The sequence below is a fragment of the Streptomyces sp. NBC_00005 genome, assembly GCF_045160215.1.
GTDB lineage: Bacteria > Actinomycetota > Actinomycetes > Streptomycetales > Streptomycetaceae > Streptomyces.
In genome coordinates this window covers 10,746,877-10,771,556 of record NZ_CP108316.1, presented here as the reverse complement: position 1 = coordinate 10,771,556, position 24,680 = coordinate 10,746,877, and the positions used below count along the sequence as shown (strand labels likewise).

21 protein-coding genes and 2 pseudogenes are annotated in these 24,680 nt (G+C 69.1%); 5 read left to right on the top strand and 18 right to left on the bottom strand.

Annotated features, from left to right (window positions below; genetic code table 11):
• Positions 1-72 precede the first annotated feature (72 nt).
• The 3 genes from OG303_RS49195 to OG303_RS49185 all read right to left on the bottom strand — a co-directional run bounded on the left by OG303_RS49195 (position 73) and on the right by OG303_RS49185 (position 1,526).
• Positions 73-219 (bottom strand): hypothetical protein, encoded by a 147-nt coding sequence (locus OG303_RS49195; RefSeq protein WP_405876615.1) that lies wholly within the window; start codon positions 217-219, stop codon positions 73-75.
• 147 nt (positions 220-366) lie between these two features.
• Positions 367-747, bottom strand: a complete 381-nt coding sequence (locus OG303_RS49190; RefSeq protein WP_405876613.1) for a VOC family protein — start codon at positions 745-747, stop codon at positions 367-369.
• On the bottom strand, positions 744-1,526 hold the full coding sequence (locus tag OG303_RS49185) for an ArsR family transcriptional regulator (RefSeq protein WP_405876611.1): 783 nt from the start codon (positions 1,524-1,526) through the stop codon (positions 744-746). The genes OG303_RS49190 and OG303_RS49185 overlap by 4 nt, the downstream gene beginning before the upstream one ends.
• A gap of 82 nt (positions 1,527-1,608) precedes the next feature.
• On the opposite strand from OG303_RS49185, the gene OG303_RS49180 reads away from it, so the two are divergent.
• Together OG303_RS49180 and OG303_RS49175 are read left to right on the top strand one after the other, a co-directional pair.
• Positions 1,609-2,880: an APC family permease gene (locus OG303_RS49180; RefSeq protein WP_405876609.1), complete on the top strand. Its 1,272-nt coding sequence runs from the start codon at positions 1,609-1,611 to the stop codon at positions 2,878-2,880.
• Between the two features lie 567 nt (positions 2,881-3,447).
• On the top strand, positions 3,448-6,099 hold the full coding sequence (locus OG303_RS49175) for a glycosyl hydrolase (protein ID WP_405876607.1): 2,652 nt from the start codon (positions 3,448-3,450) through the stop codon (positions 6,097-6,099).
• Between the two features lie 38 nt (positions 6,100-6,137).
• On the opposite strand, the gene OG303_RS49170 is transcribed toward OG303_RS49175, so the two are convergent.
• From OG303_RS49170 to urtA, 6 genes are all read right to left on the bottom strand, one after another.
• Positions 6,138-6,392, bottom strand: a complete 255-nt coding sequence (locus OG303_RS49170) for an acetyl-CoA synthetase (protein ID WP_405876605.1) — start codon at positions 6,390-6,392, stop codon at positions 6,138-6,140.
• A 669-nt stretch (positions 6,393-7,061) separates the two neighbouring features.
• On the bottom strand, positions 7,062-7,754 hold the full coding sequence (gene urtE, locus OG303_RS49165) for an urea ABC transporter ATP-binding subunit UrtE (protein ID WP_405877859.1): 693 nt from the start codon (positions 7,752-7,754) through the stop codon (positions 7,062-7,064).
• Between the two features lie 5 nt (positions 7,755-7,759).
• Positions 7,760-8,557 (bottom strand): urea ABC transporter ATP-binding protein UrtD, encoded by a 798-nt coding sequence (urtD, locus tag OG303_RS49160; RefSeq protein ID WP_405876603.1) that lies wholly within the window; start codon positions 8,555-8,557, stop codon positions 7,760-7,762.
• Entirely contained in the window at positions 8,554-9,675 is a 1,122-nt protein-coding gene (gene urtC / locus OG303_RS49155) for an urea ABC transporter permease subunit UrtC (protein WP_405876601.1), read from the bottom strand. The genes urtD and urtC overlap by 4 nt, the downstream gene beginning before the upstream one ends.
• Positions 9,672-10,559 carry an urea ABC transporter permease subunit UrtB gene (gene urtB, locus OG303_RS49150; protein ID WP_405876599.1) on the bottom strand — a complete coding sequence of 296 codons (888 nt, stop codon included), beginning with the start codon at positions 10,557-10,559 and terminating at the stop codon, positions 9,672-9,674. Before urtB ends, urtC begins: the two co-directional genes overlap by 4 nt.
• A gap of 93 nt (positions 10,560-10,652) precedes the next feature.
• A complete protein-coding gene (gene urtA, locus OG303_RS49145) occupies positions 10,653-11,909 on the bottom strand; it encodes an urea ABC transporter substrate-binding protein (protein WP_405876597.1) in 1,257 nt (418 codons plus the stop codon).
• Positions 11,910-12,314: 405 nt separating this feature from the next.
• On the opposite strand from urtA, the gene OG303_RS49140 reads away from it, so the two are divergent.
• Complete coding sequence (locus OG303_RS49140) at positions 12,315-12,803, top strand: MarR family winged helix-turn-helix transcriptional regulator (protein ID WP_405876595.1); 489 nt, start codon at positions 12,315-12,317, stop codon at positions 12,801-12,803.
• Here the strand turns inward: OG303_RS49140 and OG303_RS49135 are convergent.
• From OG303_RS49135 to OG303_RS49120, 4 genes are all read right to left on the bottom strand, one after another.
• A complete protein-coding gene (locus tag OG303_RS49135; RefSeq protein WP_405876593.1) occupies positions 12,760-13,878 on the bottom strand; it encodes a substrate-binding domain-containing protein in 1,119 nt (372 codons plus the stop codon). The two genes, OG303_RS49140 and OG303_RS49135, sit on opposite strands and share 44 nt — an antisense overlap.
• Before the next feature lie 508 nt (positions 13,879-14,386).
• Positions 14,387-15,136 (bottom strand): transposase family protein, encoded by a 750-nt coding sequence (locus OG303_RS49130; protein WP_405876591.1) that lies wholly within the window; start codon positions 15,134-15,136, stop codon positions 14,387-14,389.
• Between the two features lie 110 nt (positions 15,137-15,246).
• Positions 15,247-16,002: a transposase family protein gene (locus tag OG303_RS49125; RefSeq protein WP_405876589.1), complete on the bottom strand. Its 756-nt coding sequence runs from the start codon at positions 16,000-16,002 to the stop codon at positions 15,247-15,249.
• Positions 16,003-16,144: 142 nt separating this feature from the next.
• The gene (locus OG303_RS49120) at positions 16,145-17,224 is read right to left on the bottom strand and encodes a hypothetical protein (RefSeq protein ID WP_405876587.1); all 1,080 of its coding nucleotides are present in this window, start codon (positions 17,222-17,224) and stop codon (positions 16,145-16,147) included.
• Positions 17,225-17,642: 418 nt separating this feature from the next.
• On the opposite strand from OG303_RS49120, the pseudogene OG303_RS49115 reads away from it, so the two are divergent.
• Both OG303_RS49115 and OG303_RS49110 read left to right on the top strand, forming a co-directional pair.
• A pseudogene (locus OG303_RS49115) lies at positions 17,643-17,872 on the top strand (transposase family protein); the annotation flags it as partial.
• Between the two features lie 116 nt (positions 17,873-17,988).
• Positions 17,989-18,264 (top strand): annotated as a pseudogene (locus tag OG303_RS49110) (NAD-dependent DNA ligase LigA); the annotation flags it as partial.
• Here OG303_RS49110 and OG303_RS49105 read toward each other — a convergent pair.
• From OG303_RS49105 to OG303_RS49085, 5 genes are all read right to left on the bottom strand, one after another.
• Complete coding sequence (locus OG303_RS49105) at positions 18,161-19,126, bottom strand: alpha/beta hydrolase (protein ID WP_405877857.1); 966 nt, start codon at positions 19,124-19,126, stop codon at positions 18,161-18,163. The pseudogene OG303_RS49110 and the gene OG303_RS49105 overlap by 104 nt on opposite strands.
• Before the next feature lie 62 nt (positions 19,127-19,188).
• Positions 19,189-20,391, bottom strand: a complete 1,203-nt coding sequence (locus OG303_RS49100) for a family 1 glycosylhydrolase (RefSeq protein ID WP_405876585.1) — start codon at positions 20,389-20,391, stop codon at positions 19,189-19,191.
• Between the two features lie 65 nt (positions 20,392-20,456).
• The gene (locus tag OG303_RS49095) at positions 20,457-21,338 is read right to left on the bottom strand and encodes an alpha/beta hydrolase fold domain-containing protein (RefSeq protein WP_405876583.1); all 882 of its coding nucleotides are present in this window, start codon (positions 21,336-21,338) and stop codon (positions 20,457-20,459) included.
• Positions 21,331-22,356: an alpha/beta hydrolase gene (locus OG303_RS49090; protein WP_405876581.1), complete on the bottom strand. Its 1,026-nt coding sequence runs from the start codon at positions 22,354-22,356 to the stop codon at positions 21,331-21,333. The genes OG303_RS49095 and OG303_RS49090 overlap by 8 nt, the downstream gene beginning before the upstream one ends.
• The gene (locus tag OG303_RS49085) at positions 22,353-24,608 is read right to left on the bottom strand and encodes a glycoside hydrolase family 3 C-terminal domain-containing protein (RefSeq protein ID WP_405876580.1); all 2,256 of its coding nucleotides are present in this window, start codon (positions 24,606-24,608) and stop codon (positions 22,353-22,355) included. The genes OG303_RS49090 and OG303_RS49085 overlap by 4 nt, the downstream gene beginning before the upstream one ends.
• Positions 24,609-24,680 lie beyond the last annotated feature (72 nt).

The window sequence follows — 24,680 nt, the reverse complement described above, 5'->3', positions numbered from 1 at the left end:
TGCGCGGGCCCGACTGCTACGAATGCGTTCTGACGCATCGAGCAGGTCATCCCCTGGGGCGATTGCCCGCCCTTACGCTCGACAAAGTGCGGTGCGTAATCGTCGCCAGCAGATGACGGCGCAGCCGAGGGTGACGAACGCGTGGTGGATGTCGTCGCGGATCTCCCAGCGGATGCGCAGGCGGCGCAACCAGTGCAGCAGCACGATCACTCCTTCCATTCACCGGCCCCGTACCGGATCTGCTCCCGAAACCGCCGCCGCTCGGCGGTCAGCCCGCCACCCTGCGCGTACCGCATGCCACCGACCTACCGCAGGGATCAGCACAGTCACCACCGACAACACTCCGAAGAGATCAGTAACGGAGTCCTACTGGTGGGCGGGCTCGAAGAGTTCGATGAGGTTGCCGGCGGGGTCGGTGAGCAGGATCTGACGCCCGCCGGGGCCCGAGACCACGTCGCTGAGGAAGGTCAGTCCGGCACTGCGTAGCCGGTCGATCTCGGCGTCGAGGTCCTCGAGGCTCAGATGGATGCGGTTGCCGCCGGCGCTGAGGTCGCTGGGGGTGACGCGCGCGCCGGAGCTGGCTGGGCCGGACAGAAGCAGCCGCAGCGGCCCGCGCGTCACGTCGGCGAAGGCGGGGGCAGCGTTGGTGCGCAGGGTGAAGCCCAGGTGGGTGGTGTAGAAGTCGATGGCCGCCTGAACGTCGTCGACGAGGTACCGGACGCTGGCGAACTGGTCGGGCGTGGTCACGGCTGAACCTCCTGTGGCGTGGGGATGAGCAGCGGCAGCAGGTAGCGGATGCGCTTGTCGATCTCTGCTGCCGTGCGGACGAACGCGGGGTAGCCGACCGGGTCGGGGCCATTGGTTGCGGCGGGGTCGGGGATGCTCCAGTGGATCAGCCGAGGATGGTCGCCGAAGTCCGGGCAGACCTCGCGGACCTTGTCGCACAGGCTGATCACGTAGTCGAACCGGCGGCCGAGCAGTGTGTCCAGGTGTCGTGGACGCTGCCCCGTGATGTCGATGTCGTACCGCTCACGCAGGATCCGTACGGCGTCGGTATGGATGCCGGGTTTGGGATGGCTGCCGGCGCTGGTCACCTCGACCTGACCGTCGGTGCGGTGGCGCAGCAGCGCCTCGGCAATCGGGGAGCGGGCGCTGTTGCCGGTGCAGGCGAACAGGACGGCGGGTCGTCTCGCCCGTCGCGGCGAAGCCAGCGGCGGCGGGGCAGGGGCGAAACCCAGTGCCGGGTGCAATGCGGTACCGGCGTTGGTGAGCGCATGCGCGCACTGCTCCAGGTCCAGGTGGTAGTAGCTGTCGCGGGCGTCGTAGCTGCTGCGGCGGGCGGTGACCAGTCCGCCGCCGCGCAGCAGCCGCAGGTGGTAGGAGACCAGGTTCTGCGGCTGACCGACCCGCTCCACCAGCTCACGAACCCGGTAATCGCTCGCCGCCAGCTCGGTCAGCAGCCGCCACCGCAGCGGGTGGGCGGCCAGGTGCACGAACGCCGGGGCGGCAGGACCCGAGGACCTCATGAAGACAGAATACATCAAACAGAATTGATGTACCTTGCTGTCGAGAGCCTCGACGCTCACTGCCGGAAGACGGAGACACGTCATGAGCCAGCCCACCGAGACCCCGCCACCTCAGCTCCAACGGCGGCTCGGTGTCGGCGACGCCGTCCTCATCGGACTGGGCTCGATGATCGGCGCGGGCATCTTCGCGGCGCTCGCCCCGGCCGCCCACGCGGCCGGCTCCGGGCTGTTGGCCGGTCTGGCGGTGGCCGCGGTGGTGGCCTACTGCAACGCCACTTCCTCCGCCCGGCTGGCCGCCCGCTATCCGGCCTCCGGCGGCACCTACGTCTACGGCCGCGAACGCCTCGGCGACTTCTGGGGCTACCTGGCCGGCTGGGCCTTCGTGATCGGCAAGACCGCCTCCTGCGCGGCGATGGCGCTGACCGTCGGCTCGTACGTGTGGCCCGGTCAGGCCCACGCGGTGGCGGTGGCCGCGGTGGTGGCGCTGACCGCCGTGAACTACGCCGGGATCCAGAAGTCCGCGTGGCTGACCCGGGCCGTTGTCGCCGTCGTACTGGCGGTGCTGGCGGCGGTCGTTGTCTCGAGCCTCACCTCGACGGCGGCGGATCCAGCCCAGCTGCATGTCGGCTCCGATGCCACCGTCAGCGGCGTGCTGCAGGCCGCGGGCCTGCTGTTCTTCGCCTTCGCCGGGTACGCCCGCATCGCCACCCTGGGCGAGGAAGTCCGCGATCCCGCGCGCACCATCCCTCGCGCCATTCCGCTGGCCCTCGGTCTCACCCTGGTGGTGTACGCGGCGGTGGCCGTAGCGGTCCTGGCGGTGCTCGGCCCCCATCGGCTGGGCGAGGCGGCCGCGCCGCTGTCGGAAGCGGTGCGCGCCGCTGGAGCGGACTGGTTGGCGCCCGTCGTGCGGGGCGGGGCCGCCCTCGCCGCGCTCGGCTCCCTGCTCGCCCTGATCCTGGGCGTCTCGCGTACCACCCTGGCGATGGCCCGCGATCGGCACCTGCCCCACGCCCTGGCCGCCGTTCACCCGCGCTTCCAAGTGCCGCATCGCGCCGAACTGTTGGTGGGTGCCGTCGTCGTGATGCTCGCCTCCACCGTCGACGTACGCGGCGCGATCGGCTTCTCCTCCTTCGGCGTCCTCGTCTATTACACCGTCGCCAACGCCTCCGCCTGGACCCTCACGCCGAACGAGAACCGGCCGCCCCGCATCGTCCCCGCGGTCGGCCTGGCGGGCTGCCTGCTGCTGGCCTTCACCCTGCCCGTCGCCTCCGTCGCGTGGGGCGCAGCGGTCCTCGCTGTCGGCGTCGCCGCCTACGGCATACGCTGGGCCGTCACCGCCCGCCGCACCCCTTGAGCTGCTCACCTGGACGAACGGGGTGTGGCGTCACGGGCCGCCGCCACCGGCCTCCCTGCACCGGGGCGGACAGATCGGTCGCCGGGGCGTCGACTTCAGGAACATCCCGGTCGCCATCGACTGCCGCCAGCTGCCCATGACTTCGCCGAAGACTCGTACACCCACCCCGGCCGCCCGCAGACGAGCGGCCACCGACAGACCGCGCGGACCAGCGCCGATCACCACGACCGGTCTGCCGCGCGCGTCGGCATCCGGCCGCCCACACTGCCCCCCTTGTGCGCCAGTGTGCCTGCCTGCGAGCTATCGGAAGCCGATATCGGCACACGTTGCCCAATAACTTACCTATTGGACCGAGGGGATGGCGGCTGCCGGCCCGGCGACCGGCGAATGCACAGCGTGCTCAGCCTGGTTCGCCACTCGCTGTAAGTGCCGGCGCGATGAGCCAGGCAACGCCCAATACACGAAGTGACAGGTTCTGGTCAAAGACTGTCCAAGTGCCGGACGCACCCTCCGGGCCGTGGTCAGGTCCCTGCGACGGCCGTACGAATGCCCGTTTGGGAGGACCTGGTGTCAGCACCAACCCGCAAGAGACGATGGCTCACAATCTGCGCCATCACCGCATCCGCCGCACTCGTCGCGATACCCGCAGGCGCCGCGCCCGGCGGGAACAACGTCCCCTTCGGGGCCCGCACACTCGCCCAACTCGCCGCCGAACGCGAGCAGTCGGTGGGTGCCATGAGCCCTAAGCTGAAGGACGAGGACGGTGACGGTGACGACGGCAACGAGGCCGATGAGATAGCCGAGGGCGCGGACCAGTACGCCGAGGCCCGCACCTCGCCCGGCGTCGTCGCGCCGGGCGCCTACGGGGCGGCTTGGGACGATCTCACCAACCTGTCCGGTACCGGAGGCAGTTGGCGCAACGTCACCGACCTGCCGTACAACTCCGACGATCCGCGCTACCGCGACATCGACTCCAACTCCAGCGGCGGCTCGGGCAATGTCACAGGTCGGATGGCCGCGATGGCCGCCGACGACGACGGGTACGTGTACGCGGGCAGCGCGGGCGGCGGCGTGTGGCGGTCCAGGTCCGGCGGGGGGCATTGGCAGCCCATCAGCGACCGGCTGCCGGCGCAGTCCACCGGCGCGCTCGCGCTCGACAACACCGGTCGGCTGTGGCTGGGCACCGGCGAGGCGACGACCAACGCGGACGCCTACCTCGGCAGCGGCGTGTACGTCCTGTCCGACCCGCACCACGGAACCATGTCCTCCCGCAGCCGGGTCGGCGGCGACCAGTTGGAGTCCACCACCATCCATGAGCTGCGCTTCGGCGGCGCCAAGGTGTGGGCGGCGACCAGCGAGGGCGTGTGGAGCCACTCCACGAAGACGCTGAAGGGCGCCTGGAAGCTGGAGTTCGCACCCAACCCCGTCTATCTGCCGGGTGGTTCGCTCGCGAAGGACCCCGACGCCCCGTACAAGAACATCGCCAACGACATCGCCATCGACCCGAAGGACCCGAGCAAGGTCGTCCTCGCGGTCGGCTGGCGCAGCGGTGACGACTACAACGGCTTCTACACCAAGGGCGCGGGCGGCACCTGGACGCGGATCACCAGCGGCCTGGGCGACCTTCCGGCTGACCCGGACGACGTCGGCAACGTGACCTTCGCCCGCTCCGCCGACGGCTCCCGCTACTACGCCATCGACCAGTCGCCCGAGCAACTGAACACCAACCCGGACAGCGGTCTGGAGGGTATCTACGTCTCCAAGTCCGGTTCTCCCACGGGCCCTTGGACGAAGATCGCCGACTACAAGGGTCTGGCCGCCGACGGCTCGGCGCTGACCACCAGCGGCTACATGCCGGGCGTACAGGCTTGGTACAACCAGTTCCTCACCGTCGACCCGAATGACGCGGAGCACGTGTACGCGGGCCTGGAAGAGGTCTACGAGACCAAGGACGGCGGCAGCACCTGGTCGACCGTCGGCCCGTACTGGAACTTCACCTTCCCCTGCTGGAGCATCGACCCGGCCAAGCAGACCGGCGACTGCAACCCGACCACCCACTCCGACCAGCACGGCGTCGCGATCGGCAGCTACCACGGCAAGAGCTTCGTGTACGTCGGCAACGACGGCGGCGTCTACAAGCGCCCGGTCGACGGCTCCCAGGACGCCTCCGGGCACGCCACCGACTGGACCTCGCTGAACGACGGGACCATCGACACCCTGCAGTACTACTCGGTCGGCATCGGCAAGGACATCGACCACGGCGGCGTCTCGGTCACCGGCGGTCTGCAGGACAACGGCCAGTCCATCCTGCGCAGCAACGACAAGGTGATGGGCTCCGACTTCGGCGGCGACGGCGGCGACACGCTCACCGACCCGGCCAACGGGTGCAACATCGCCGAGGAGTACGTCTACCTCTCCATCCAGGTCACCCAGAACTGCGCCGTGAACGACGGAAGTTGGGTCGACGACTCCAGCAAGGCCACGTCGTACAGCGTCGCCCCGGCCGACAACGCGACGAGCGAGGCCCGCTTCATCGCCCCGCTCGCGGCCGACGCGAAGAAGTCCTCGACGTGGATCGCGGGCGGCCGGCACATCTGGGTGCAGACCAAGGGTTACGCCATCCGCAGCAGCTCGGAATGGAAGAGCGTGTACGACCTCGGTACCGGCCGTACCGCGACCGCCGTCGCGGCCTCGGGCGGCAAGGTGTACGCGGCCTGGTGCGGGCCCTGCAACAACCAGGGCTTCGCCCGCGGTATCTCCGTCGGCAACGCGGACGGCACCGGCTGGCACGACATCACCCTGCCGGTGGACGGTACGGTGCCCAACCGCTACCTCAGCGGCTTCGCCATCGACCCGAAGAACGCCGACCACGTCTACCTCACGGTCAACGGCTTCTCCCGGCAGTGGACCGAGGGTCCGGGTGCGGGCGTCGGCCACGTCTTCGAGTCCACCGACGGCGGCACCACCTGGAAGGACATCTCGAAAAACCTCCCCGACGTGCCGACCGACTCCGCGGTCGTCACACCGAACGGCGGCCTCGCCGTGGGCACCGACCTCGGCGTCGTCTACCGGGCACCGGGCCGTACGACCTGGCAGCGCGTCGGCAGCCTCCCGGCCGTCGCCGTGCTCCAGCTGAAGCTGAGCCCCGACGGCAAGACGCTTTACGCGGCCACCCACGGCCGCGGCATCTACACGATCAAGGTGCGCGACTGCGACTGACGTAGCGATGTCGCAGGGGTGATCCCGGGTTTTCGGGATCACCCCTGTGTCGTGTACGGCACCACGTTCACGTGCAGCGTGAAGGTGCCGCGCGCCGCGCCCGCCACGTCTGGCGCCTTCGCAAACGCGGTGACCTCGGCCGTCCCGCCCCGAGTGCCTGCGCACCGCAGCGAGACACGGGCCGTGCCGTCCGCGCCCAGCTGCCATCCGGACACCAGCACGAAGACCGGCGCAGAGCTCCGCACGGCCGTCCACCGCTTGTCGTCCGTGCGGGGCTCAAGGACGAGAGACACCACGGTCCCCGGCCGCACACACAACTCCCGTACGGGCGCGTCACCGGGAGCGACACTCACCTCGGCGTGCCCGGCGGCACAGCTGCCCGCCGAAGTGGACGCGGCCGATACCGACGGCTCTCCCCCAGTCGGACTCGTGGACGGTGCCGCGGGTGTGGTGGGCGTCGGCGGCCCCGACGACGGCACTGCCAAGCCGCTCCCGGACGACCCTCCCGTCGACCCGCCACCCGACGAGGCACCGCACGCCGCAAGGACGACCGTCCCAACGGCCACCCACACCCCGGACCACCATCGCATCCCAGCACCTCCCGGCCGGCCCGTACAGATTCCAGCATGCTCCACCGGCACCGACGAGGTCGCGAGGCCCGAACCACGCGGTGCGCCCCGGTGTATCCGCGCCATACGCCCGCGCGTCCTTCAGCGCGCTACTTCTGGGCCGTGCCCGCGGGTTGAGCGAGGATCTCGCGGCACCTGCGTGTGGCGGGTGCGACGCCCGAGGGCCCCGCCGACAAGGCGCTTCGGAACGCCATGTCACCCTCGCGGAAGCCTGTGAGCAACTGGCCCGGGCCGCACCCGCCGTGCACCTGACCACGGTCTGTCGCACCCTGGTCTCACTGACGGATCACCACAGTCCCGCCAGTACCGCCGAACCGTCGCGCCATCACCAGTTCACACGCTGAGCGCTGCCCGTACCGTCTGCTCGGCCCCGGTTCCTCCGTCGCCGGACGAGGTCACCCGGCCCGCTTCCAGTACGTAGTAGTGCTGGGCGGCGCGCATGGCGAAGCCCACGTGCTGCTCGACGAGGAGGACCGACAGCCCGCCCCGCCGGGCCAGGGACAGGATCGTCTCCTCGATCTCGGCGACCACGGACGGCTGGATGCCCTCGGTGGGCTCGTCGAGCAGGAGAAGGCGCGGGCGGGTCACCAGGGCGCGGGCGATGGCTAGTTGCTGGCGTTGGCCGCCGGAGAGCAGGCCCGCGCGGCGGGTCGAGAGTTCGCGCAGGACGGGGAAGAGGTCCAGGGCCTCGGCGATGGCCTCCTTGCCGTCGGGGCGGCCGTCGGCGACGAGTTGGAGGTTCTCGGCGGTGGTGAGGTGCGGGAAGGACTGCTGGCCCTGCGGTACGTACGCCATGCCGCGGGCCACCCGCTGGTGCGGGGCGAGGCGGGTGATGTCCTCGCCGTCGAGCAGGACGGTGCCGCTCTTCGGTTTGATCAGGCCCATGACGGCGCGCAGGAGGGTGCTCTTGCCGGCGCCGTTGTGGCCGAGGACGGCCGCCACGCCGTCCTTCGGGACCGTGACGGTCACACCGTGCAGCACGGTGGTGCGGTCGTAGCCCGCTTGGACGGTGTTGATCTCCAGCATGGGCGTCATGCCTCCTCGGCGACGGATACGGGAGTGGCGGACGGTTCGGATGCGGGCGCGGGTTCCGGCTCGGAGGCGCGACCCAGGTAGACCTCCTGGACCTTGGGGTCGGCCTGGACCTCGGCGACTGTGCCCTCGCTGAGGACCTTGCCGGCGTGCAGGACGCTGACGCTGCGGGCGAAGGAGCGCATGAAGTCCATGTCGTGTTCGATGACGACGACCGTGTGGTCCTCGCTCACCCGCTGGAGCAGTTCGCCGGTGGCTTCGCGTTCGTCGTGGCTCATGCCGGCGACGGGCTCGTCAAGCAGCAGCAGTCGTACGTCCTGAACGAGCAGCATGCCGATCTCCAGCCATTGCTTCTGGCCGTGGGCGAGGACTCCGGCGGGGCGGTCGCGCAGCTCGGTCAGGCCGGTGGTCTCCAGCGCCTTCGTCACCGGCTCCGGTATCCCCTTGCGGCGGCGGAGCATGGTCATCGTCCCGCGTCCGGCGCCCGCGGCGATGTCGAGGTTTTGCAGGACGGTCAGTTGCTCGAAGACCGTGGCGGTTTGGAAGGTTCGGCCGATGCCGAGGCGGGCGATGCGGTGCACGGGCTTGCCGATGAGTTCCTGGTCGCCGAACCGGACGGAGCCGGTGGCCTTCGCCAGGCCGGTGACCGCGTCGACCAGGGTGGTCTTGCCGGCGCCGTTCGGTCCAATGAGGAAGCGCAGGTCGCCGGGCTCGACGTCCAGGTTCACGCCGTCGACGGCGGTGAAGCCGTCGAATGTGACGCGCAAATCGCGGATGGTCAGTCCCTCGCCGCTCATGCTGTCTCTCCTGAACGGGTGGTAGGGGTACGGCGGTTGCGGACGATGGTCACCAGTGAGGCAAGGCCGCCGGGCAGGAAGCCGACCGCCACGATGAACAGCAGCCCCTGGAAGTAGGTCCAGACGGCGGGGAATTCGTCGGAGAGCGTGCTCTGCGCCCAGGCGACGGCGATCGCGCCGAGCACCGCGCCCACCAGCGACGCCCGGCCGCCGACCGCCGCGCCGATGACGAAGCCGATGGACGGCACGATCCCGATCAGCGCCGGGGAGATGATCCCGACGGCCGGCACGAAGAGGGCTCCGGCCAGGCCCGCCATGCCGGCCGCTACGACGTAGGCGACGAGCTTGACGTTGGCGGGGTCGTAGCCGAGGAAGCGGACCCGCTCCTCGGAGTCCCGTACGGCGATGAGGAGTTCGCCGTAGCGGCTGACGAACAGCTGGCGGGCGAGGGCCATCAGGAGCAGCAGGACCACGGCGATGATGAAGTACACCATCCGCTGGTTGACCGGGTCGTCGAGCGAGTAGCCGAAGAAGCCCTGCATGTCGGTGAGGCCGTTGGTGCCACCCGTGGTGGCCTGCTGGCCGACCAGCCAGATGGACAGGGCCGCGGCCATGGCCTGGCTGAGGATGGCGAAGTAGGCGCCCTTCACCCGGCGGCGGAAGATGAAGAACCCGAGCACCGCGGCGACGGCCATGGGCAGCAGGACGGTCGCCGCGAGCGCGAACCCGGGGTTGGCGAAGGGCTTCCACCACCAGGGCAGCGACCCGCCGGTGCCGTACAACTGCATGAAGTCCGGCAGTGCGCCGGGGCTGCCGCCCGGGGCCGCGGCGGCGTCGGCGAGCTTGAGGTGCATGGCCATGGCGTAGCCGCCGAGGCCGAAGAAGACGCCCTGGCCGAGCACGAGCAGTCCGCCGCGGCCCCAGGCCAGGCTGACGCCGACGGCCACGATCGCGTAGCAGAGGTACTTGGCGAGGAGCGAGAGGCGGAAGTCCGAGAGGGCGAGCGGTGCGATGCCGAGGAGGAGCACGGCGCCGAGGACGAAGCCGCCGGGTACGCGGAAGCGTTCCAGCAACGAGGCGGATGCCGGGGTCACGGCGGTGGGGGTCGTTGTCGTCATGCCAGGCTCCGGGTGCGCAGTGTGTACAGGCCCTGGGGTCGCCACTGGAGGAAGGCGACGATCGCCACGAGCACGATGACTTTCGCGACGCTGACCGTCGTCGAGTACTCGAGGACCGACTGGAGCACGCCGAGCGCGAAGGCGGTGATCACGCTGCCCTTGAGTTGTCCGATGCCGCCCACGACGACGACAAGGAAGGCGTCGACGATGTAGTTGGTGCCCATCGTCGGGCCGATCGGGCCGACCAGCGTGAGCGCGACACCGGCCACGCCCGCGAGGCCCGAGCCGATGAAGAAGGTGATCCGGTCGACCTGCCCGGTGGCGATGCCCGACACCTCGGCGAGGTCCCGGTTCTGCACGACGGCCCGGATGCGGCGGCCGAGCGGGGTGAGCCGCAGTATGAGCGTGAGGGCGAGGACGCTCAGCAGGGCGAGCCCGAGGATGAACAGGCGGCTGTTGGCGAGGGTGATGCCGCCGCCGACCGAGATGTTGCCGGTGAGCAGGTCCGGGGCGTGGGTCTGCACGTTGGGGGCGCCGAAGATGTCACGGGCGAGTTGCTGGAGCATCAGGGAGACGCCCCAGGTGACCAGCAGGGTGTCCAGCGGCCGGGTGTACAGGCGCCGGATGAGCAGCCACTCCAGGAGCGCTCCCATTGCGCCGGCGACGAGGAAGGCCACGGGCAGGGCGACGAGCAGCGAGAGGCCGGCGCTGCTGATCGACTTCTGCAGGACGTACGTCGTGTAGGCGCCGGCCATGATGAACTCGCCGTGCGCCATGTTGATCACGCCCATCTGCCCGAAGGTCAGGGTCAGGCCGAGCGCGATGAGCAGAAGGACGGCACCGATGCTGATGCCGGTGAAGGACTGGTTGAGGATGACCGTCATGGAGCGGCTCCGGGTCGGGGACGGAGGTGCGGGCGCGGGACGGGACCCGGCCTTGAGAAGGCCGGGTCCGTCCGGAAGGGGCTGGGCCGGAACCTAGGAGAGGCCGGAGGCCCAGTCGTAGCCCTTGAGGTACGGGTCCGGCTTGATGGGCTTGCCCGAGTTCCAGACCTCTGTGATGAGTCCGTCCGCTCCGACCTTGCCGATCCTGGCCGTCTTGTAGACGTGTTGGGTCGCTCCGTCGACGGTGACCTTGCCCTCGGGGGCGTCGAAGGTGATGCCGTCCGATGCCTTCTTGACCTTGGCGACGTCGAAGGAGCCGGCCTTCTCGACCATCTCCTTCCACAGGTAGACGGAGATGTAGGCGGCCTCCATCGGGTCGCTGGTCGGCTTGTCCTTGCCGTACGCGGCCTGGTACGCCTTGACGAACTTGGTGTTGGCCGCGCCGGGCGTGGTCTCGTAGTAGTTCCACGCGGTCAGCTGGCCCTCCAGGTACTGGGTGCCGATGCTCTTGACCTCCTCCTCGGCGATGGAGACCGACAGCACCGGCATGCTCTTCGCGGTCATCCCGGAGGACTTGTACTCCTTGAAGAAGGCCACGTTGCTGTCGCCGTTGAGGGTGTTGAACACGGCGTCCGCGCCGGAGTCCTTGACCTTGTTGACGATGGTGCTGAACTCGGTGGAGCCCAGGGGCGCGTAGTCCTCGCCGACCACTGTCATGCCCTTGGCCTTCGCGTACGCCCTGATCTCCTTGTTGGCGGTGCGCGGGAAGACGTAGTCGCTGCCGACCAGGTAGAGCTTGGTCAGGCCCTGCTTCTTGAGGTAGTCCAGCGCGGGGATGATCTGCTGGTTGGTGGTCGCGCCGATGTAGAAGATGTACGGCGACTGCTCCAGGCCCTCGTATTGCACGGGGTAGAAGAGGAGCGACTTGTACCGCTCGAAGACCGGCTTGACGGCCTTGCGGCTGGCCGAGGTCCAGCAGCCGAAGGTGGCCGCGACCTTGTCGTCCTTGATCAGTGCCTCCGCCTTCTCCGCGAAGGTCGGCCAGTCGGAGGCGCCGTCCTGGCTGACGGGCTTCAGCTTCTTGCCCAGCACACCGCCGGCCGCGTTGATCTCCTTGATGGCCAGCAGCAGCGAGTTGTGGACGGTGACCTCGCTGATGGCCATCGTGCCCGACAACGAGTTGAGCAGACCGACCTTGACCGTGCTGCCGGACGTGTCCGCCTTGGCGCCGCCCCCGTCGGTCGAGGTGCTGTCCCCGGTCTTGGCGCCACAGGCGCTGAGGGCGGCGGACGCGCCGACCGCTGACATACCGGCCAACAGACCGCGTCTGCTGATGCTGAGCCCGGACATACAAAACCTCCATGCCCCGAGGGGCGATGCGAAGAGAGCGGAAGACTCTGGGGAGGGAGCAGATGGGACGCGCTTCAGAAACGGCTGCGGTGGCGCACGGATCCCCCAGCCGTTCCGGGGTGGCGTCCGGGCTGGTCGCTGAAGTGCGTCCACAGCCTGCGAGGAAACTGTTTCCACCGCGTTTCAGCGCAATAGAAGATTAGTTTCCAGTGGAAGCAAAAGAGGAGGACAAAAAGAAAAAGCCGTCACTGGAGACGCCCGCTTGACGGCATCTCAGCAACGGCAATTAATGCTTCCCGCCGGAAGGATCTAATTCCCGGTACCTCTTGTCAAGCCTGTGGTGATCGACGGTAGGCTCCGGGCATCCCCCGCATGGGGAACCAGGGCTTCGAGCGGAGGAGTGCAATGGCGAGACGGCCCCAGGAACTGCTCCACCTGCTGACACGGGCCGAGCGCCTCTCCGTACGCCGAGTGCAGTCCGTGCTCGACGAGTTCGAGTGCTCGGTGGAGGCATGGCGGGTCCTCGACCTGCTCTCGGACGGGCAGGGACACAACATGACGGCCCTCGCCGACCACGCCTTCCTGCCGGCGCCGAGTCTCACCAAGCTGATCGACCAACTCGTCGACCAGAACCTGGTCTTCCGCCGTGTCGACCCCGCCGACCGGCGCCGTGTCCTGGCCCACCTCACCCCACGGGGCATGCAGCGCTGGCAGCAGCTGGTGCGTGAAGTGCGGGCCGACTGGGCGGAGTTGCAGTCGCTTGTCTCGGTGGAGGACGGGGAGCGACTGGAGACGCTGCTGGACCGGCTGGCCGAGGCCATGGAAGGGCAGGGCGCCACCGCAAGCAGGGTCACATCAGGTCGTGGGGAGCGCGCAGTTGGGCGAGCACGTTGAAGTCGAGCCCGTCCGCCTCCGCGAGGTAGATGCGTTGACGCACGTGCCGCTCGTGGAGATGGAGCAGTCCGCGCGGCCCTTCGTACGAGACCGTGTCGGCTGCGGCTCCGATCGCGGAGACGTCCAGGGTGCGGGCCCGTTCGATCAGCGCCGCGAGCAGCAGCACGCCCTCGTAACAGGACTCGCCGAGGCTGCCTGGCGCGGGCGCCTCGATCCCGAACCGGGCGGCGTACTGGCCGTGGAAATCCAGGGTGTCCTGGTTGGCCAGTGACGCGAAGTATCCGGCCGTGCTGAAAAGGTCGCTGGTCGCCTCTGGACCACTGGCCATCAGCATGTTCTCGTCCATCAGCGTGCTCAGGCGCAGACACCGCTGGTCGAGCCCGGAGGCGGCGAAGGCCCGGTTGAAGCGGACTGCGTCGCTGCCGACCAGCAGCATCAGTACGCCGTCCGCGTCCGCGTGCTCGATCCGCCGCAGCACGGCCCGGAAGTCCTCGGCGCCCAGCGGGAGGTATTCCTCGCCGCAGACCCGGCCGCTCCCGTACGCGCGGGCGTAGCGACGGGCTGCCCTGGCCGTGCGCCGGGGCCAGACGTAGTTGTTTCCGACGACGAACCACCGCCGCACGCCCCGCGTCTCGGCGAGCAGCCGCATGGCGGGCAGCAGCTGCCAGTCGGGCGTCTCGCTCGTCATGAAGACGCCCTCGGTGCGCTCACCGCCCTCGTACAGGGCCGTGTACACGTACGGCACCCGGTGGGCGACCCGCGGCGCGACCGCCTCCCGGACGGACGAGATGTGCCACCCGGTCACGCCGTGCACCGCTCCCGTCGCGACCAGCGCCTCCACTTCCCGGGCCACAGCCTTTGGATCCCCGCCGCCGTCGACTTCGAGGAGCCGCAGCTCCTTGCCAAGAACTCCGCCCGCCTTGTTGACCTCCTCGGCGGCAAGGCGCGCACACGCCTCACAGGCGGGACCGAAGATGCCGGCAGACCCCTGCATCGGGTACACGAGGGCGACGTTCAGGGTCGAATCGTCGGCCGTGAACCAATCGGGGGCGTGGAGGCGGAGCGGCCGGTGCATGGCCTCATGATTGCCTGGCCGCCTTCGACTCCCAAGCGACGGCCCGGATTGAGACCGATTCGTAGAAATAAGGCGAGGTCGCTGTTCTTGGCGACGGCGGCACAGTCGAACAGACCAACACTTAACTCGCAATAATGGAATGTTTACTGGACATGCCGCACAAGTGAGCTTATGGCACACATAAGACTCGACTGAAGCAATGTCGCGGCTGCCGTTCCGTCAGCCGCTTCTCCCCCGCCCCCTCCTTATGCTTCAGCCGCAGTCGGCTCGACAACCACGCCGACCCCAGCGGCGCTCGCAACGTCATCTTGGAGCCCCTCGCTCCCCTCCTCCGTCGGGTTCGGTGGCCGCCGTCCAGGCCGAACCGGAGACCTTGAGGACGGCATGCTGGATGTGCTCGGTGAGGGGCATGCCGACCGAGTACGACACCCCACCGGCCGCGTCTGGCCCGCCAGGCCACGAGCTCGTGGATGCCGCCGCCGGAATCGCTCCGGATCAGTGAGGCATTTCAGCGTTGCCGCTCCAGGGTGAGGACGGCGGCGGCGATCGACGACATTCGATTCGGGCTGCACCGGGACCTGCGGAAGATCCGCCACGACTTCAGCCGTGCGACGCCGCGCTCGACCGGTGCCCGTGCGGCGGACAGTGCGCGGTTGACGGTTTGCTGGGTTGGTGTGAGGTCACGGCCCGGTGGGCGTCTGAGGGGTGTTGTCACCCATGGGCCGGCTCCCAGGTAGGCGCGGTCGGCCAGGACCGGGATGCCCTGGCGTTCGCAGATCCGGATGATGCGATGGGTGCGGGCCGCGGTCAGGTCGTGCGCGCGGCCGGGCAGTGCGGGGGAGATCCACAGCAGCCGGCCGTTCGGATCGGTCACCAACTGCACGTTCACACCATGGCGGCGGTGCTTGGCGGAGTAGTCAGCCCGGCCGTCGCCGGCCCGGTCGCACTGGGCGAGAGTGCCGTCGAGCAGGACGTAGTCGGGACCGGTCTCGCGCAGCACCTTGAGCAGGCCCGGTGCACGCTCGGCAAGCAGGCTGATCACCGCGGTCGTGTAGGCGTGGGCGGTGCCCACCGAGATGCCGAAGCCGACGGCGATCTGCGCGAGCGTGTCGTGCTTGCGCATGTACACCAGGCCGACCAGCACACGCTGGTGCGGCGGGAGCTTGCAGCGACGGTCACCCTCGCGGATGACGATGAGCATCGTGACCCACTCGACCAGCGCATGAGGCAGGTCGAGTGCGGCAGAAGGCGGAACCAACGCGGCTCCCGTGCCTGTGGGTTGAGACTTCGAACACCTCCCCCAACGGCACGGGAGCCTCACGCGTTGCGGATACCGATCCCGTCACCCGATCAGAGCGTTTTCCAACCTCATACTGATGCGTGGTGAAGGACGAGGACGGCCTTCACCACGTTGGTGATGCGGTTGGTGCTGCAGCGGAGCTTCCGCAGGAGGCGCCAGCCCTTGAGGGTGGCCATGGCCCGCTCGCCGAGGCAGCGGATCTTGGCGTGGGTGGTGTTGTGGCGGCGTTTCCATCGCTTGAGGCGGCGGCCCCGGAACGGGACTCGGACGGTTCCGTCGGCGCCTTGATACGCCTTGTCCGCCCAGCACTTGAGTCCGGCATCGGCGAGGGCTTCGATGATGCCGTGCTGTCGTGCGGCGGTCAGGTCGTGAGTCGAGCCGGGCAGCGCCGGTGAGGCCCAGAGCAGCCGTCCGAACGGATCGGTGAGGACCTGGACGTTCATGCCGTGGCGTTTGTGTTTCCCGGAGTAGTACGGGGTGTCGGCGGCGATTCGGTCGATCGTCAGCAGGGTGCCGTCGAGGATGACGAACGCCTTCGCCCGGATCGTCCTCATCGCCTCGGCCAGGGACGGGGCGAGGGCGGACAGGGCCTCGACGGCTTCACGTATGTAGCGGTAGACGGTCGCGATCCCGATGCCGAACCCGGCGGCGAGCTGGGCGTAGGTGTCACCGCATCGCAGGTGGGCCAGGGCGAGCAGGGCCTGACGTGCCGCGGGAAGGCGCCGCCAGCGTGTCCCGATCTCCTGCCGCCTGGCTGCGAGTTGCCCGGTCAGGAACCGCAAGGTGCGGCTGGACAGATCAATCGAGGACGGGTAGACAAGCACGCGAAGCTCCTGGCAGACACGGGTGATCTTGGTCGAGAACCCGTCTACCAGGAGCTTCGTCGTTGCGCAGGACCGTCCAACTCCCGGTCAGCAACGCCAGCTTGGAAAAGGCTCACTGCAGCAAAGCACCTGGAAGACATCATCAGGTGAGGTCGCTCTTGTAGAAGATGGTCGACCGGAACTGGACGGGATCGTCGCTGTCGTATTTGCTGGAGAAGCCGAACGCGAGTTGGGGCCCGCTCGGAGAGCGGTAGACCGCGATTCCCTGCGGCTCGCGGCCGGGGAGCGCGGTGTCACCCGCGTGAGTCTGGAAGATGTCCCTGACCGAGTTCCCGCCGTCGTTCATGTCGAGCGTGACCAGGTAGGACGGCTTGGCCGAGTCCGTGGTCTTCTCCGGATGGCCTCCGTAGAGGAGATAGGCGTACTGGCCGTAGGCGGTCACGCCCTGGAATTCGTCGGCCGTGGTGAGGCCGATATCGATGTTGCTCGGGAGTTCGCGGGCGGCGAGGCGGGGAAGCGGGGTGTCGTCGACGAAGCCCTTGCTGAGGACGCTGGGGAGGTCGAAGAGCGCGAGGCGCCACGGGGTGGTGGTTCCCATGTACCGGAGGAGAATCCGGTTGTTGTAGGGATCGATGGCCGGTCTCGGGCAGTCGACGAAATCGGAGAGGTGGATGATGAATTTCCTGACCGCCGAGTCCGCGTAGCTGAGGTCGCCCCCGTCGACGTATTTGAAACGGGCGATGGTGTGGCTGTTGGGCTTGCTGTTGGGGTCCTCGGGATTCAGATTTCTCCAGTCGCCTGGGACCCACATATACGGGGATCCGTACGTGTCCGGCTCGATGGCTATGTTCGAGCCGTGGTCGAACCCGTGGATCGCCATGGCGCCCCGGATCTGACCGGTCATGTCGGTCCTGGTCACCCAGAGATCCCCGTTCGCGCTGCCGACCTTCGTCTGCACACAGTAGATGTGGCCGAAGACGTGGTCGAAGGCAAAGGACTGCATCGCCCAGTAGGGCTGGTGGAGCGGGGCGTTCACAAAGAAGTTCCCGCCAGCCCCGCCGAGAACGAAACGCTGTGACGTCCCCACGACAGCGGACGCCGACTGAGCCGCAAACACGGAAAGGCCGCCGCTCGCAGCGGCGGCCGCTATGCCTGTACCGGTTCGGAGGAGGGTGCGACGACTGACGGCGGTTGCCCCGCTGTCCTCGGTTCTCTCGCGCAACTGCGTCACCCTCTACTGATCGTTCAGCTGATGTGGTGGTTCGTGATCACGCTAGCCCGCGGAACGATAGATGTCCATGACGTGAACTCCCGCGGAGATATGGGCACTTCCCGTATTGAAAAGCCATCGCTGGGGTCAATCCCCGAGCCCCGCCGGGCCGCTTGCGCGGCGGGGCGGGGCTCGCGGGTCAGCCGCCGTTCGTGTTGTGACTGATCGTCACTCATCCGCCGCTCTTTGGGCGCAGCACGGCCAGCACCCCCTCCACGGCCTGCTCCCGCCGCGCGCGGCCAGCAGCACCGAAACCGCCGTACCCGTCACCCTGCTTGCGGCTGGCCCGCCCCCAGCCGCCCGGTGCCGACGTCCTGCTGCCACGACGTCCAGAACGCCTCGATCTCCTGCTGGTCGAAGTACACCGCCCGCCCCACGGGGTGGCGGCCCCTGGGCGACCACGGGCATCAAACGCAGGCCCCTACAGGAACTCACCCTCACAGAGAAGACCCTCAACCGTGCCCTGGCCGCAGCACGGGCACCGGTCGAACGCGGCGTCGCACGCCTGAAAGCCTGGCGGATCTTCCGCAGATCCCGATGCAGCCCAAACCGCATGATGTCAATCGCCAAAGCCATCCTCACCTGGAGCGGCAACGCTGAAGAAGCTCAGTGTCTGACGCCCGCACCGGCACTTCGCCACTGGCTGAATCGCGGAGGAAACCGACAGGCCAACGCCGCCCCCTACCGCACTGTCGTGACCGGCCTGCGCCGTGATGCCCGGACACGTCTCCACCTCGAACGAGGCACGAAACAGGGCAAGTCGAAACGCGGAGGGCGATGTCCCGCACACGGTGGCGATGCTGAGCCTGGACAACGCGTTCTCACTGGAGGAGTTCGCCGCCTGGACCGCCTCGCCGGCCCGGAGGATCGGCCACGACGTCGAGCGGTTCAGTGTCGAGCCGAAGCTGGACGGGCTGGCAGTCGCCGCCCGCTACCCCCGAGGTCGCCTGAGACAGCGCCGTCGTTCCACGCTGCCTCCAGGAACTGCCGGGCTTGAGCGACGAGGAGACGGTCTTCCGGGGCATTGCCGCCGAACATCCCGTGCGGCGCCGCCTCGAAGACGTGCAGCTCTGCCCGGACACCGGCCGCCAGCAGTTTCCGGTGCATGCGGACGGTGTCCGAGAGCAGGAAGTCGCGGGTGCCGCTGAACAGGATCGTGGGCGGCCAGTCGTCGCCGATCCGCCCGAAGAGCGGCGAGAGGTGTGGATCCTTGAGGTCGTGGTCGCCCGTGTACAGCTTCAAGTTGTTCGTGAGCCCGGCGACATCGCCAGAGGCATCGTTGACCAGGGTGTCGCCGGAGAGGGTGAGGTCGGCGCAGGGCGAGTTGAGTACGGCCGCGCAGGGCATCGGCAGTCCCTCCTCCTGGAGCCGGAGGAGCAGGGCGGCGGTGAGGTTTCCGCCGGCGGACACTCCGCCGACCGCGATGGAGGCCGGGTCGTGGCTCTCCAGGAGGGCCCGGTAGGCGTCGACGCAGTCGTCCAGTGCCGCGGGGAAGGGGTGATCGGGCGGCATGCGGTAGTCGACGCTCCACGCGGTGACTCCGTAGGCGCCCGCGACGAATCCCGTCGCCGCTCTCGTCGCCGCACCTCCTCCCACCGTGAACGCCCCGCCGTGCACGCTGAGCAGGACGCGTCGGTCGTCGGGCGCGAGACCCTCCGGGGTGCCGACGTGGACGACCGCGTTCGGCAGGTCGACGGTGCGGACCTCGACCGGAACGCCCGTGGCGACGGCGCCCGTGGTCGCCAGCCCGATGGCGTCGGCGAGTTCCGGTGCCGCGGTGACCGCGACGAGGGCACGCCATGCCTCGATGTCGTCCGGTTCGGGGGCGGGCGGTTGCGGATTCGCCCTCAGCATCTCCAGCCATGCCTGGGCCTCGGCGCTCAGCCCGTATTCGGTGTCGCGTTCTGTCCGCTCCGTCATGTCGTCGGTCCCTTTCCGGATCGTGCGAGGTCGCCGAGCCAGGCCAGACTCGGCTTCGGCCGCCGCTCGAAGGTCTCCCTGTCCACGGCGATGAGCCCGAACGTCGGTTCCCAGTGGCCCCACTCGTAGTTGTCGAGCGCGCTCCAGTGCAGGTAGCCGCGCACGTCGACGCCGTCGTCCATGGCGGCGGAGAGGTGTCGCAGGGCCTCGCCCGTGTACGCGATGCGGCGGGTGTCGTCGTCGGTGGCGATGCCGTTCTCGGTCACGAGCACCGGGACGCCGCCGGTGACCTGCCACGCGTGACGCACCGCCATCCCCAGGGCGTCCGGCCGGTACGCGGTTCCGACGAGGGTGTTGTCGGGGTGCGGCGCGTGCGGCACGGGGCCGTTCTCGTCGACCTCCTGCGTGGAATAGGCCTGGACTCCGATGAAGTCGTCCTTGCCCGCGGCCTCCAGGTACAGGTCCTCACGGACGTAGCGCTCCTCGACGAGCCGCGCCTCGTGCTCCGGCTTCGCGGTGAGCGCCTGGTTGGCGATCGTCCAGCCGACCTTGGCGTCGGTCCGCTCCCTGATGATCTCGCGCGCCGCGTCGTGGGCGCGCGCGAGCCGGCGTCCGACCTCCGGGTCGGGTGGGGGCAGCACCAGCTGTACGTCGCCTTCGACCGTCGGGCTCTGCCAGTCGGCGTCGCCCGACTCGGCGGCCTTCATCATCGTGCCCATCATCGCCAGCATGTTGGGTTCGTTGATGGTGCAGACCCACTCGACCCCTTCGAGGATGGACGTCGCCGCAGTGACGTAGCTCGCGAAGCGGTCGATGGCGTGCTCGACCATCCATGAGCCCTCGTCGGCGAACCACTTCGGGGTGGAGAAGTGCTGAAGCGTCACGACCGGTGTGAGCCCCAGCCCGAGGGCCGTGTCGATCATGCGGCGGTAGTGCGCGAGTTCCGCCTTCGAGAAGTGGCCGGGGATCGGTTCGATGCGTGCCCACTCGATGCCGAAACGGTAGGCGTTCAGGCCGGCGTCGGCCAGCAGTCGCATGTCCTCGCCGTAGCGGTGGTAGCTGTCGATGGCGTCCCCGCTGAGCGCCATGCCGGGAGTGACCTGCTCGCGTGCCCACCAGTCGCTGTTGACGTTGTTGCCCTCGATCTGGTGCGGAGCGGTGGACGCACCCCAGAGGAAGTCGGGCGGTATGCCGTTCATGTTCTCTCTTTCGCGTCGATCCGGCCGGTCTGGCCGTTCCGTGGGAGGTGGCTTTCAGCGGTCGGTCATGCCGGTCGGTCGTGGGCGTCGAGCCACTGGCTCATGGCTTCGATTCCCCGGCGGAAGCTGCGGCTGCGGGGGTGGTCGAGGAATCCGTGCAAGGTCTTCTCGATGATCATGTAGTCGACCGTGGAGCCGACTGCCCGCAGATCGGAGGCGAACTGGTCGCCGGAGGCGCGAAGGCTGTCCCGGTCGGCGTCCATCACGAGCGTCGGCGGCAGTCCCGCGAGGTCGGCTCCGCCGGGGAAGGCTTCCGGCAACAGGCGCTCGTCACCAACGTAGTTGAGCGTCATCCGGTCGTAGGAGGCCGGTGTGAAGGCGATCCGTCCGGCGAATCCGGTCAGCCGTGAGCGCACCCGTTCGGGGAGCGGGGGCAGCGTGGAGTGGAAGCCGCCGTACGCGAGCGTGAGCCCCAACGGCCGTACACCGGCTGCCTGTTGGAGGGCGACGGTGGCCGTCACGGCGAGGTTGGCTCCGGCGCTCGCCCCACCGACGAACAGTCGACTGTGCCCCGCTTCCACCCAGTCGACGATGGCGGAGACCACGTCGTCCGGCGCGGCCGGGTAGCGGTTCTCGGACGGTTCGAGCACGAGGGGCGAGCGGGACGCGAGGTCACGCCATCCGAGTGCGGGTGCCAGGCGGTAGTCGACGGTGCGCACCGGCCGGCCGGTGCCGGCGATCGCCTTCGCGACGGCGTGCGACTCCTTCTGGTCGAGGCCGCCGGACATCCATCCGCCGCCGTGGATCCACAGCAGTGGCACGGCACTGTCCCGGGTGTCCTCCGGGAGGTAGTCGCGGATGGGGATCGCTCCGCCCCGGCCCTTGACTGTCCTGTCGAGCGTGCGAACGGCGGTGCGGTGTACGCGAGTTGCCGTCGTGTCAGGCATCGTCCGCCTCCTTGCCGGGCTGCAGGCGTTGCTGGAGGAAGGCCTTGACCTCGGCACCCACCTCGGCCTCTTCCGGGGCTCCCCCGAAGAAGGCGGAGTGCGTCATGGCCTCGTACACATGGAGATGGGCGTCCACGCCTGCGCGGCGCAACGCGCGGTGGAAGCGCACGGTGTCCGACAGCAGCCCGTCGCGGGTGCCGGACCCGAGGAGCGTCGGAGGGAAGCCCGAGAGATCGCCGAACACCGGTGACAGGTAGGGGTCGCGGGGGTCCTGGCCACGTGCGTAGTAATCCATCAGCGTGCCCATGTGCAGGCCGATGATCGGGTCCAGACCGTCGAGGGTGTGCCAGGTGTCGCCGTCGCGTGTGAGGTCGACCGACGGGGACCACAGGGCCACCGCGCCCGGCAGCGGCAACCCCTCGTCGCGGGCACGGAGCACGGTCGCCGCCGCGAGGTTGGCGCCCGCGGACGTGCCGGTGAGGGCGATCAACCCCGGTTCTGTCTCCTTCAGTTGGGCACGGTAGACCCCGAGGCAGTCGTCGAGAGGAGCCGGATAGGGGTGGTCCGGCGCCATGCGGTAGTCCACCCCTCTCACCCGCAGTCCGAGCGTCGCCGCTTCGAGGACGGTCATCACCGCGGCCATCTCACCGCCGCCCTGGATCCACCCGCCGCCGTGCAGCATGAGCACGACCCGCTCGTCGCTCTGCTCCCACCCGTGCGGCGTGGCCTCGTGGACGAGGACATGGCCGACGTGCCCGACCGTCAGATCCACCCCGTACGCGGAGGCCATGCCCTGCGCCGAGCCGGGCGGAAGCGCCGACAGTTCGTGCTCGATCTGCGCTGCGACACTGGCTCGCCAGCCGGCTTCGTCCCGCGCGTCCGGGAAGAAGGTGCGTGGCATGTCGGCCAGCTCGGCCAGCTTGCGCTGTGCCTCGGGGCTGATCGATCGGGGAACCGGTACGCGTCGCTCGGCCAGGGTGACGTATGGGCGCTCGCTGTCGTCGGCTGGTCTCGTCATGTCCGGTTCCCCTGGAAGCCGTTGGCGGCGTTCGCGCGCGCGAGCACGTCGTCCACCATGCCCGCGGGGAGCGCCGAGCCCGTCGTACTCACGAAGCGCCCGAACGGCAGCGAGTCCAGCATCGGCGCGAAGTCGGTCTCCTCCGCGCCCGAGAACTGCTCGAACATCGCCGCGAAGACCTCGCGGAAGGCGGGACCGGCGATGGGATCCGCCAGGATCTCCCCGATCGACGAATCGGCTCCCAGTCGGTATCGGGCGGTCTCCCCGTCGAGTACGACGGTGTCGGAGAGGCGGATGTCCCGGCTGGAGGCGCCCGCCGCGATGCGGTATTCGCCGCCCTCGAGCAGCCAGCGCTGGAGTTCCTCGTCCCAGTACTCGAACTCGCGCCTCGGTACGGCGACGACGACTTCGCCGCACTGGCCGGGTTCGAGGTCGACGGTTCCGAAGCCGACCAGCCACTGGGGCGCGCGTACGACCGTGGACCGGTCCCGTGACGCGTAGAGCTGGACGATCTCGCGGCCTGACCGTTCACCGGTGTTGCGGACGGTGACGCGTACGTCGACGGCGTCGCCGTGTGCCTCGACCGTGAGCGAGTCGTACGCGAAGGTCGTGTAGGACAGGCCGTGTCCGAAGGGGAACGTGACGTCGATCGAGCGTGCGTCGTACCAGCGGTAGCCCACGAGGATTCCCTCGCCGTAGCGGACGTGCATCCGCTCGCCGGGGAAGTTCGTGAAGGAGGGCGCGTCCTGGAGCCGCTCGGGGACGGTCTCCGTGAGGCGTCCGGAGGGGTTGACGATGCCGAACAGGACGTCCGCGAGCGCGCTGCCGCCGGCCTGGCCGAGCAGCGCGCCGTCGAGGATGGCCGACGGTCCGGCGACGACGGGCGCGAGCCGCACGACTCCGCCGTGGGACAGCACCACGACCGTGCGCGGCTGTACGGCGACCACCGCGTCGAGCAGGCTCAGTTGATCGGCCGGCAGCTCGATGTCGGAGCGGTCGACGCCCTCGTTCTCCTGGCTGTCGAGCAGGCCCAGGAAGACCACGGCCACGTCGGCGTCCGCTGCCGCCCGTATCGCCTCCGCGCGGAGCGCCGCCGGATCGGCCTCTGTGTCGGACGAGAAGCCGGCGGAGTACGACACCTCGGCGTGGGGAGCGCGGGCGCGGATCTCGTCGAAGGCCACATCGACACGGATCGCGTTCACGTGCGAGCTGCCCCCGCCCTGGTAACGCGGCCGGGCGGCGAACTCGCCGATGACAGCGAGGCGTTGGGCGGGGTCGAGGGGAAGGATCCTCTGGTCGTCGCGGAGCAGCACGATCGCCCGTGAGGCGACCTCCCGGGCGAGGTCGTGATGGTCCTCCGGGTCCCACGAGGTGTCCGGGCGGCGCGCCGCCTCGGCCTGGTGGGCGACACGGGCGACTCGGGCCGCCGCCTCCATGACGGCGGCGGGGTCGAGACTCCCCTCGCGCACGGCAGCGACCACCTTGGCGTCGTCGAAACCGTCGTTGCCGGGCATCTGGAGGTCGAGGCCGGCCTCGACCGCCGCGACCCGGTCGGCCACGGCACCCCAGTCGGAGACCACGACCCCCTCGAAGCCCCACTGCTCGCGCAGCACCTCCGTGAGCAGCCATCGGTTCTGTGACGCGTGCACACCGTTGACGCGGTTGTACGAGCACATCACCGTCCACGGCTGCGCCTCCTGGACCACCTTCTGGAAGGCGCGCAGGTAGATCTCCCGCAGCGGGCGCGGATCGATGTCGGCGCTCACCCGCATCCGGTCGGTCTCCTGGTTGTTCGCGGCGAAGTGCTTGAGCGACGCGCCCACACCCATGCTCTGGAGACCGGACACCCACGCGGAGCCGAGGGCTCCCGAGACAAGCGGATCCTCCGAGAAGTACTCGAAGTTCCGCCCCGCCCGGGGATCGCGCTTGATGTTCACACCCGGCCCCAACAGGATGTGCACCCCGGCGGCCTGGCATTCGCGGCCGAGGGCCTCGCCCACGCGGAACACCAGCGAGGGGTCCCACGTCTGGCTGAGGGCGACCGCCGGTGGGAAGCAGGTCGCCGGAAGGCTCCCGGAGAGCGCGAGATGGTCGGTGGTGCCCTCCTGCTTGCGCAGTCCATGGGGTCCGTCCGTCATCAGGATCGACGGGACGCGACCGGCCGCCCTGGTGGTCCAGAAGTCCGACCCGCTGCCGAGAGCGGCTTTCTGTTCCAAAGTCAGTTCATCGAGGGCGGAGGCGATTTCGGGCATGAGTCCCCTAAAGCGAATCGGCGGATCGGCGGATCGGTGGATCGGTGGATCGGTGGATCGAGGGAAGGACGG

Coding starts and splice junctions, on each gene's coding strand:
- OG303_RS49085 (WP_405876580.1), bottom strand. CDS start 24,608: ATGCCCGAAATCGCCTCCGCCCTCGATGAACTGACTTTGGAACAGAAA.
- urtE (WP_405877859.1), bottom strand. CDS start 7,754: ATGCTGGAGATCAACACCGTCCAAGCGGGCTACGACCGCACCACCGTG.
- OG303_RS49195 (WP_405876615.1), bottom strand. CDS start 219: ATGGAAGGAGTGATCGTGCTGCTGCACTGGTTGCGCCGCCTGCGCATC.
- OG303_RS49135 (WP_405876593.1), bottom strand. CDS start 13,878: ATGCACCGGCCGCTCCGCCTCCACGCCCCCGATTGGTTCACGGCCGAC.
- OG303_RS49140 (WP_405876595.1), top strand. CDS start 12,315: ATGGCGAGACGGCCCCAGGAACTGCTCCACCTGCTGACACGGGCCGAG.
- urtC (WP_405876601.1), bottom strand. CDS start 9,675: ATGACGACAACGACCCCCACCGCCGTGACCCCGGCATCCGCCTCGTTG.
- OG303_RS49185 (WP_405876611.1), bottom strand. CDS start 1,526: ATGAGGTCCTCGGGTCCTGCCGCCCCGGCGTTCGTGCACCTGGCCGCC.
- OG303_RS49095 (WP_405876583.1), bottom strand. CDS start 21,338: ATGCCTGACACGACGGCAACTCGCGTACACCGCACCGCCGTTCGCACG.
- OG303_RS49090 (WP_405876581.1), bottom strand. CDS start 22,356: ATGACGAGACCAGCCGACGACAGCGAGCGCCCATACGTCACCCTGGCC.
- urtA (WP_405876597.1), bottom strand. CDS start 11,909: ATGTCCGGGCTCAGCATCAGCAGACGCGGTCTGTTGGCCGGTATGTCA.
- OG303_RS49100 (WP_405876585.1), bottom strand. CDS start 20,391: ATGAACGGCATACCGCCCGACTTCCTCTGGGGTGCGTCCACCGCTCCG.
- urtB (WP_405876599.1), bottom strand. CDS start 10,559: ATGACGGTCATCCTCAACCAGTCCTTCACCGGCATCAGCATCGGTGCC.
- OG303_RS49105 (WP_405877857.1), bottom strand. CDS start 19,126: ATGCTGAGGGCGAATCCGCAACCGCCCGCCCCCGAACCGGACGACATC.
- OG303_RS49180 (WP_405876609.1), top strand. CDS start 1,609: ATGAGCCAGCCCACCGAGACCCCGCCACCTCAGCTCCAACGGCGGCTC.
- urtD (WP_405876603.1), bottom strand. CDS start 8,557: ATGAGCGGCGAGGGACTGACCATCCGCGATTTGCGCGTCACATTCGAC.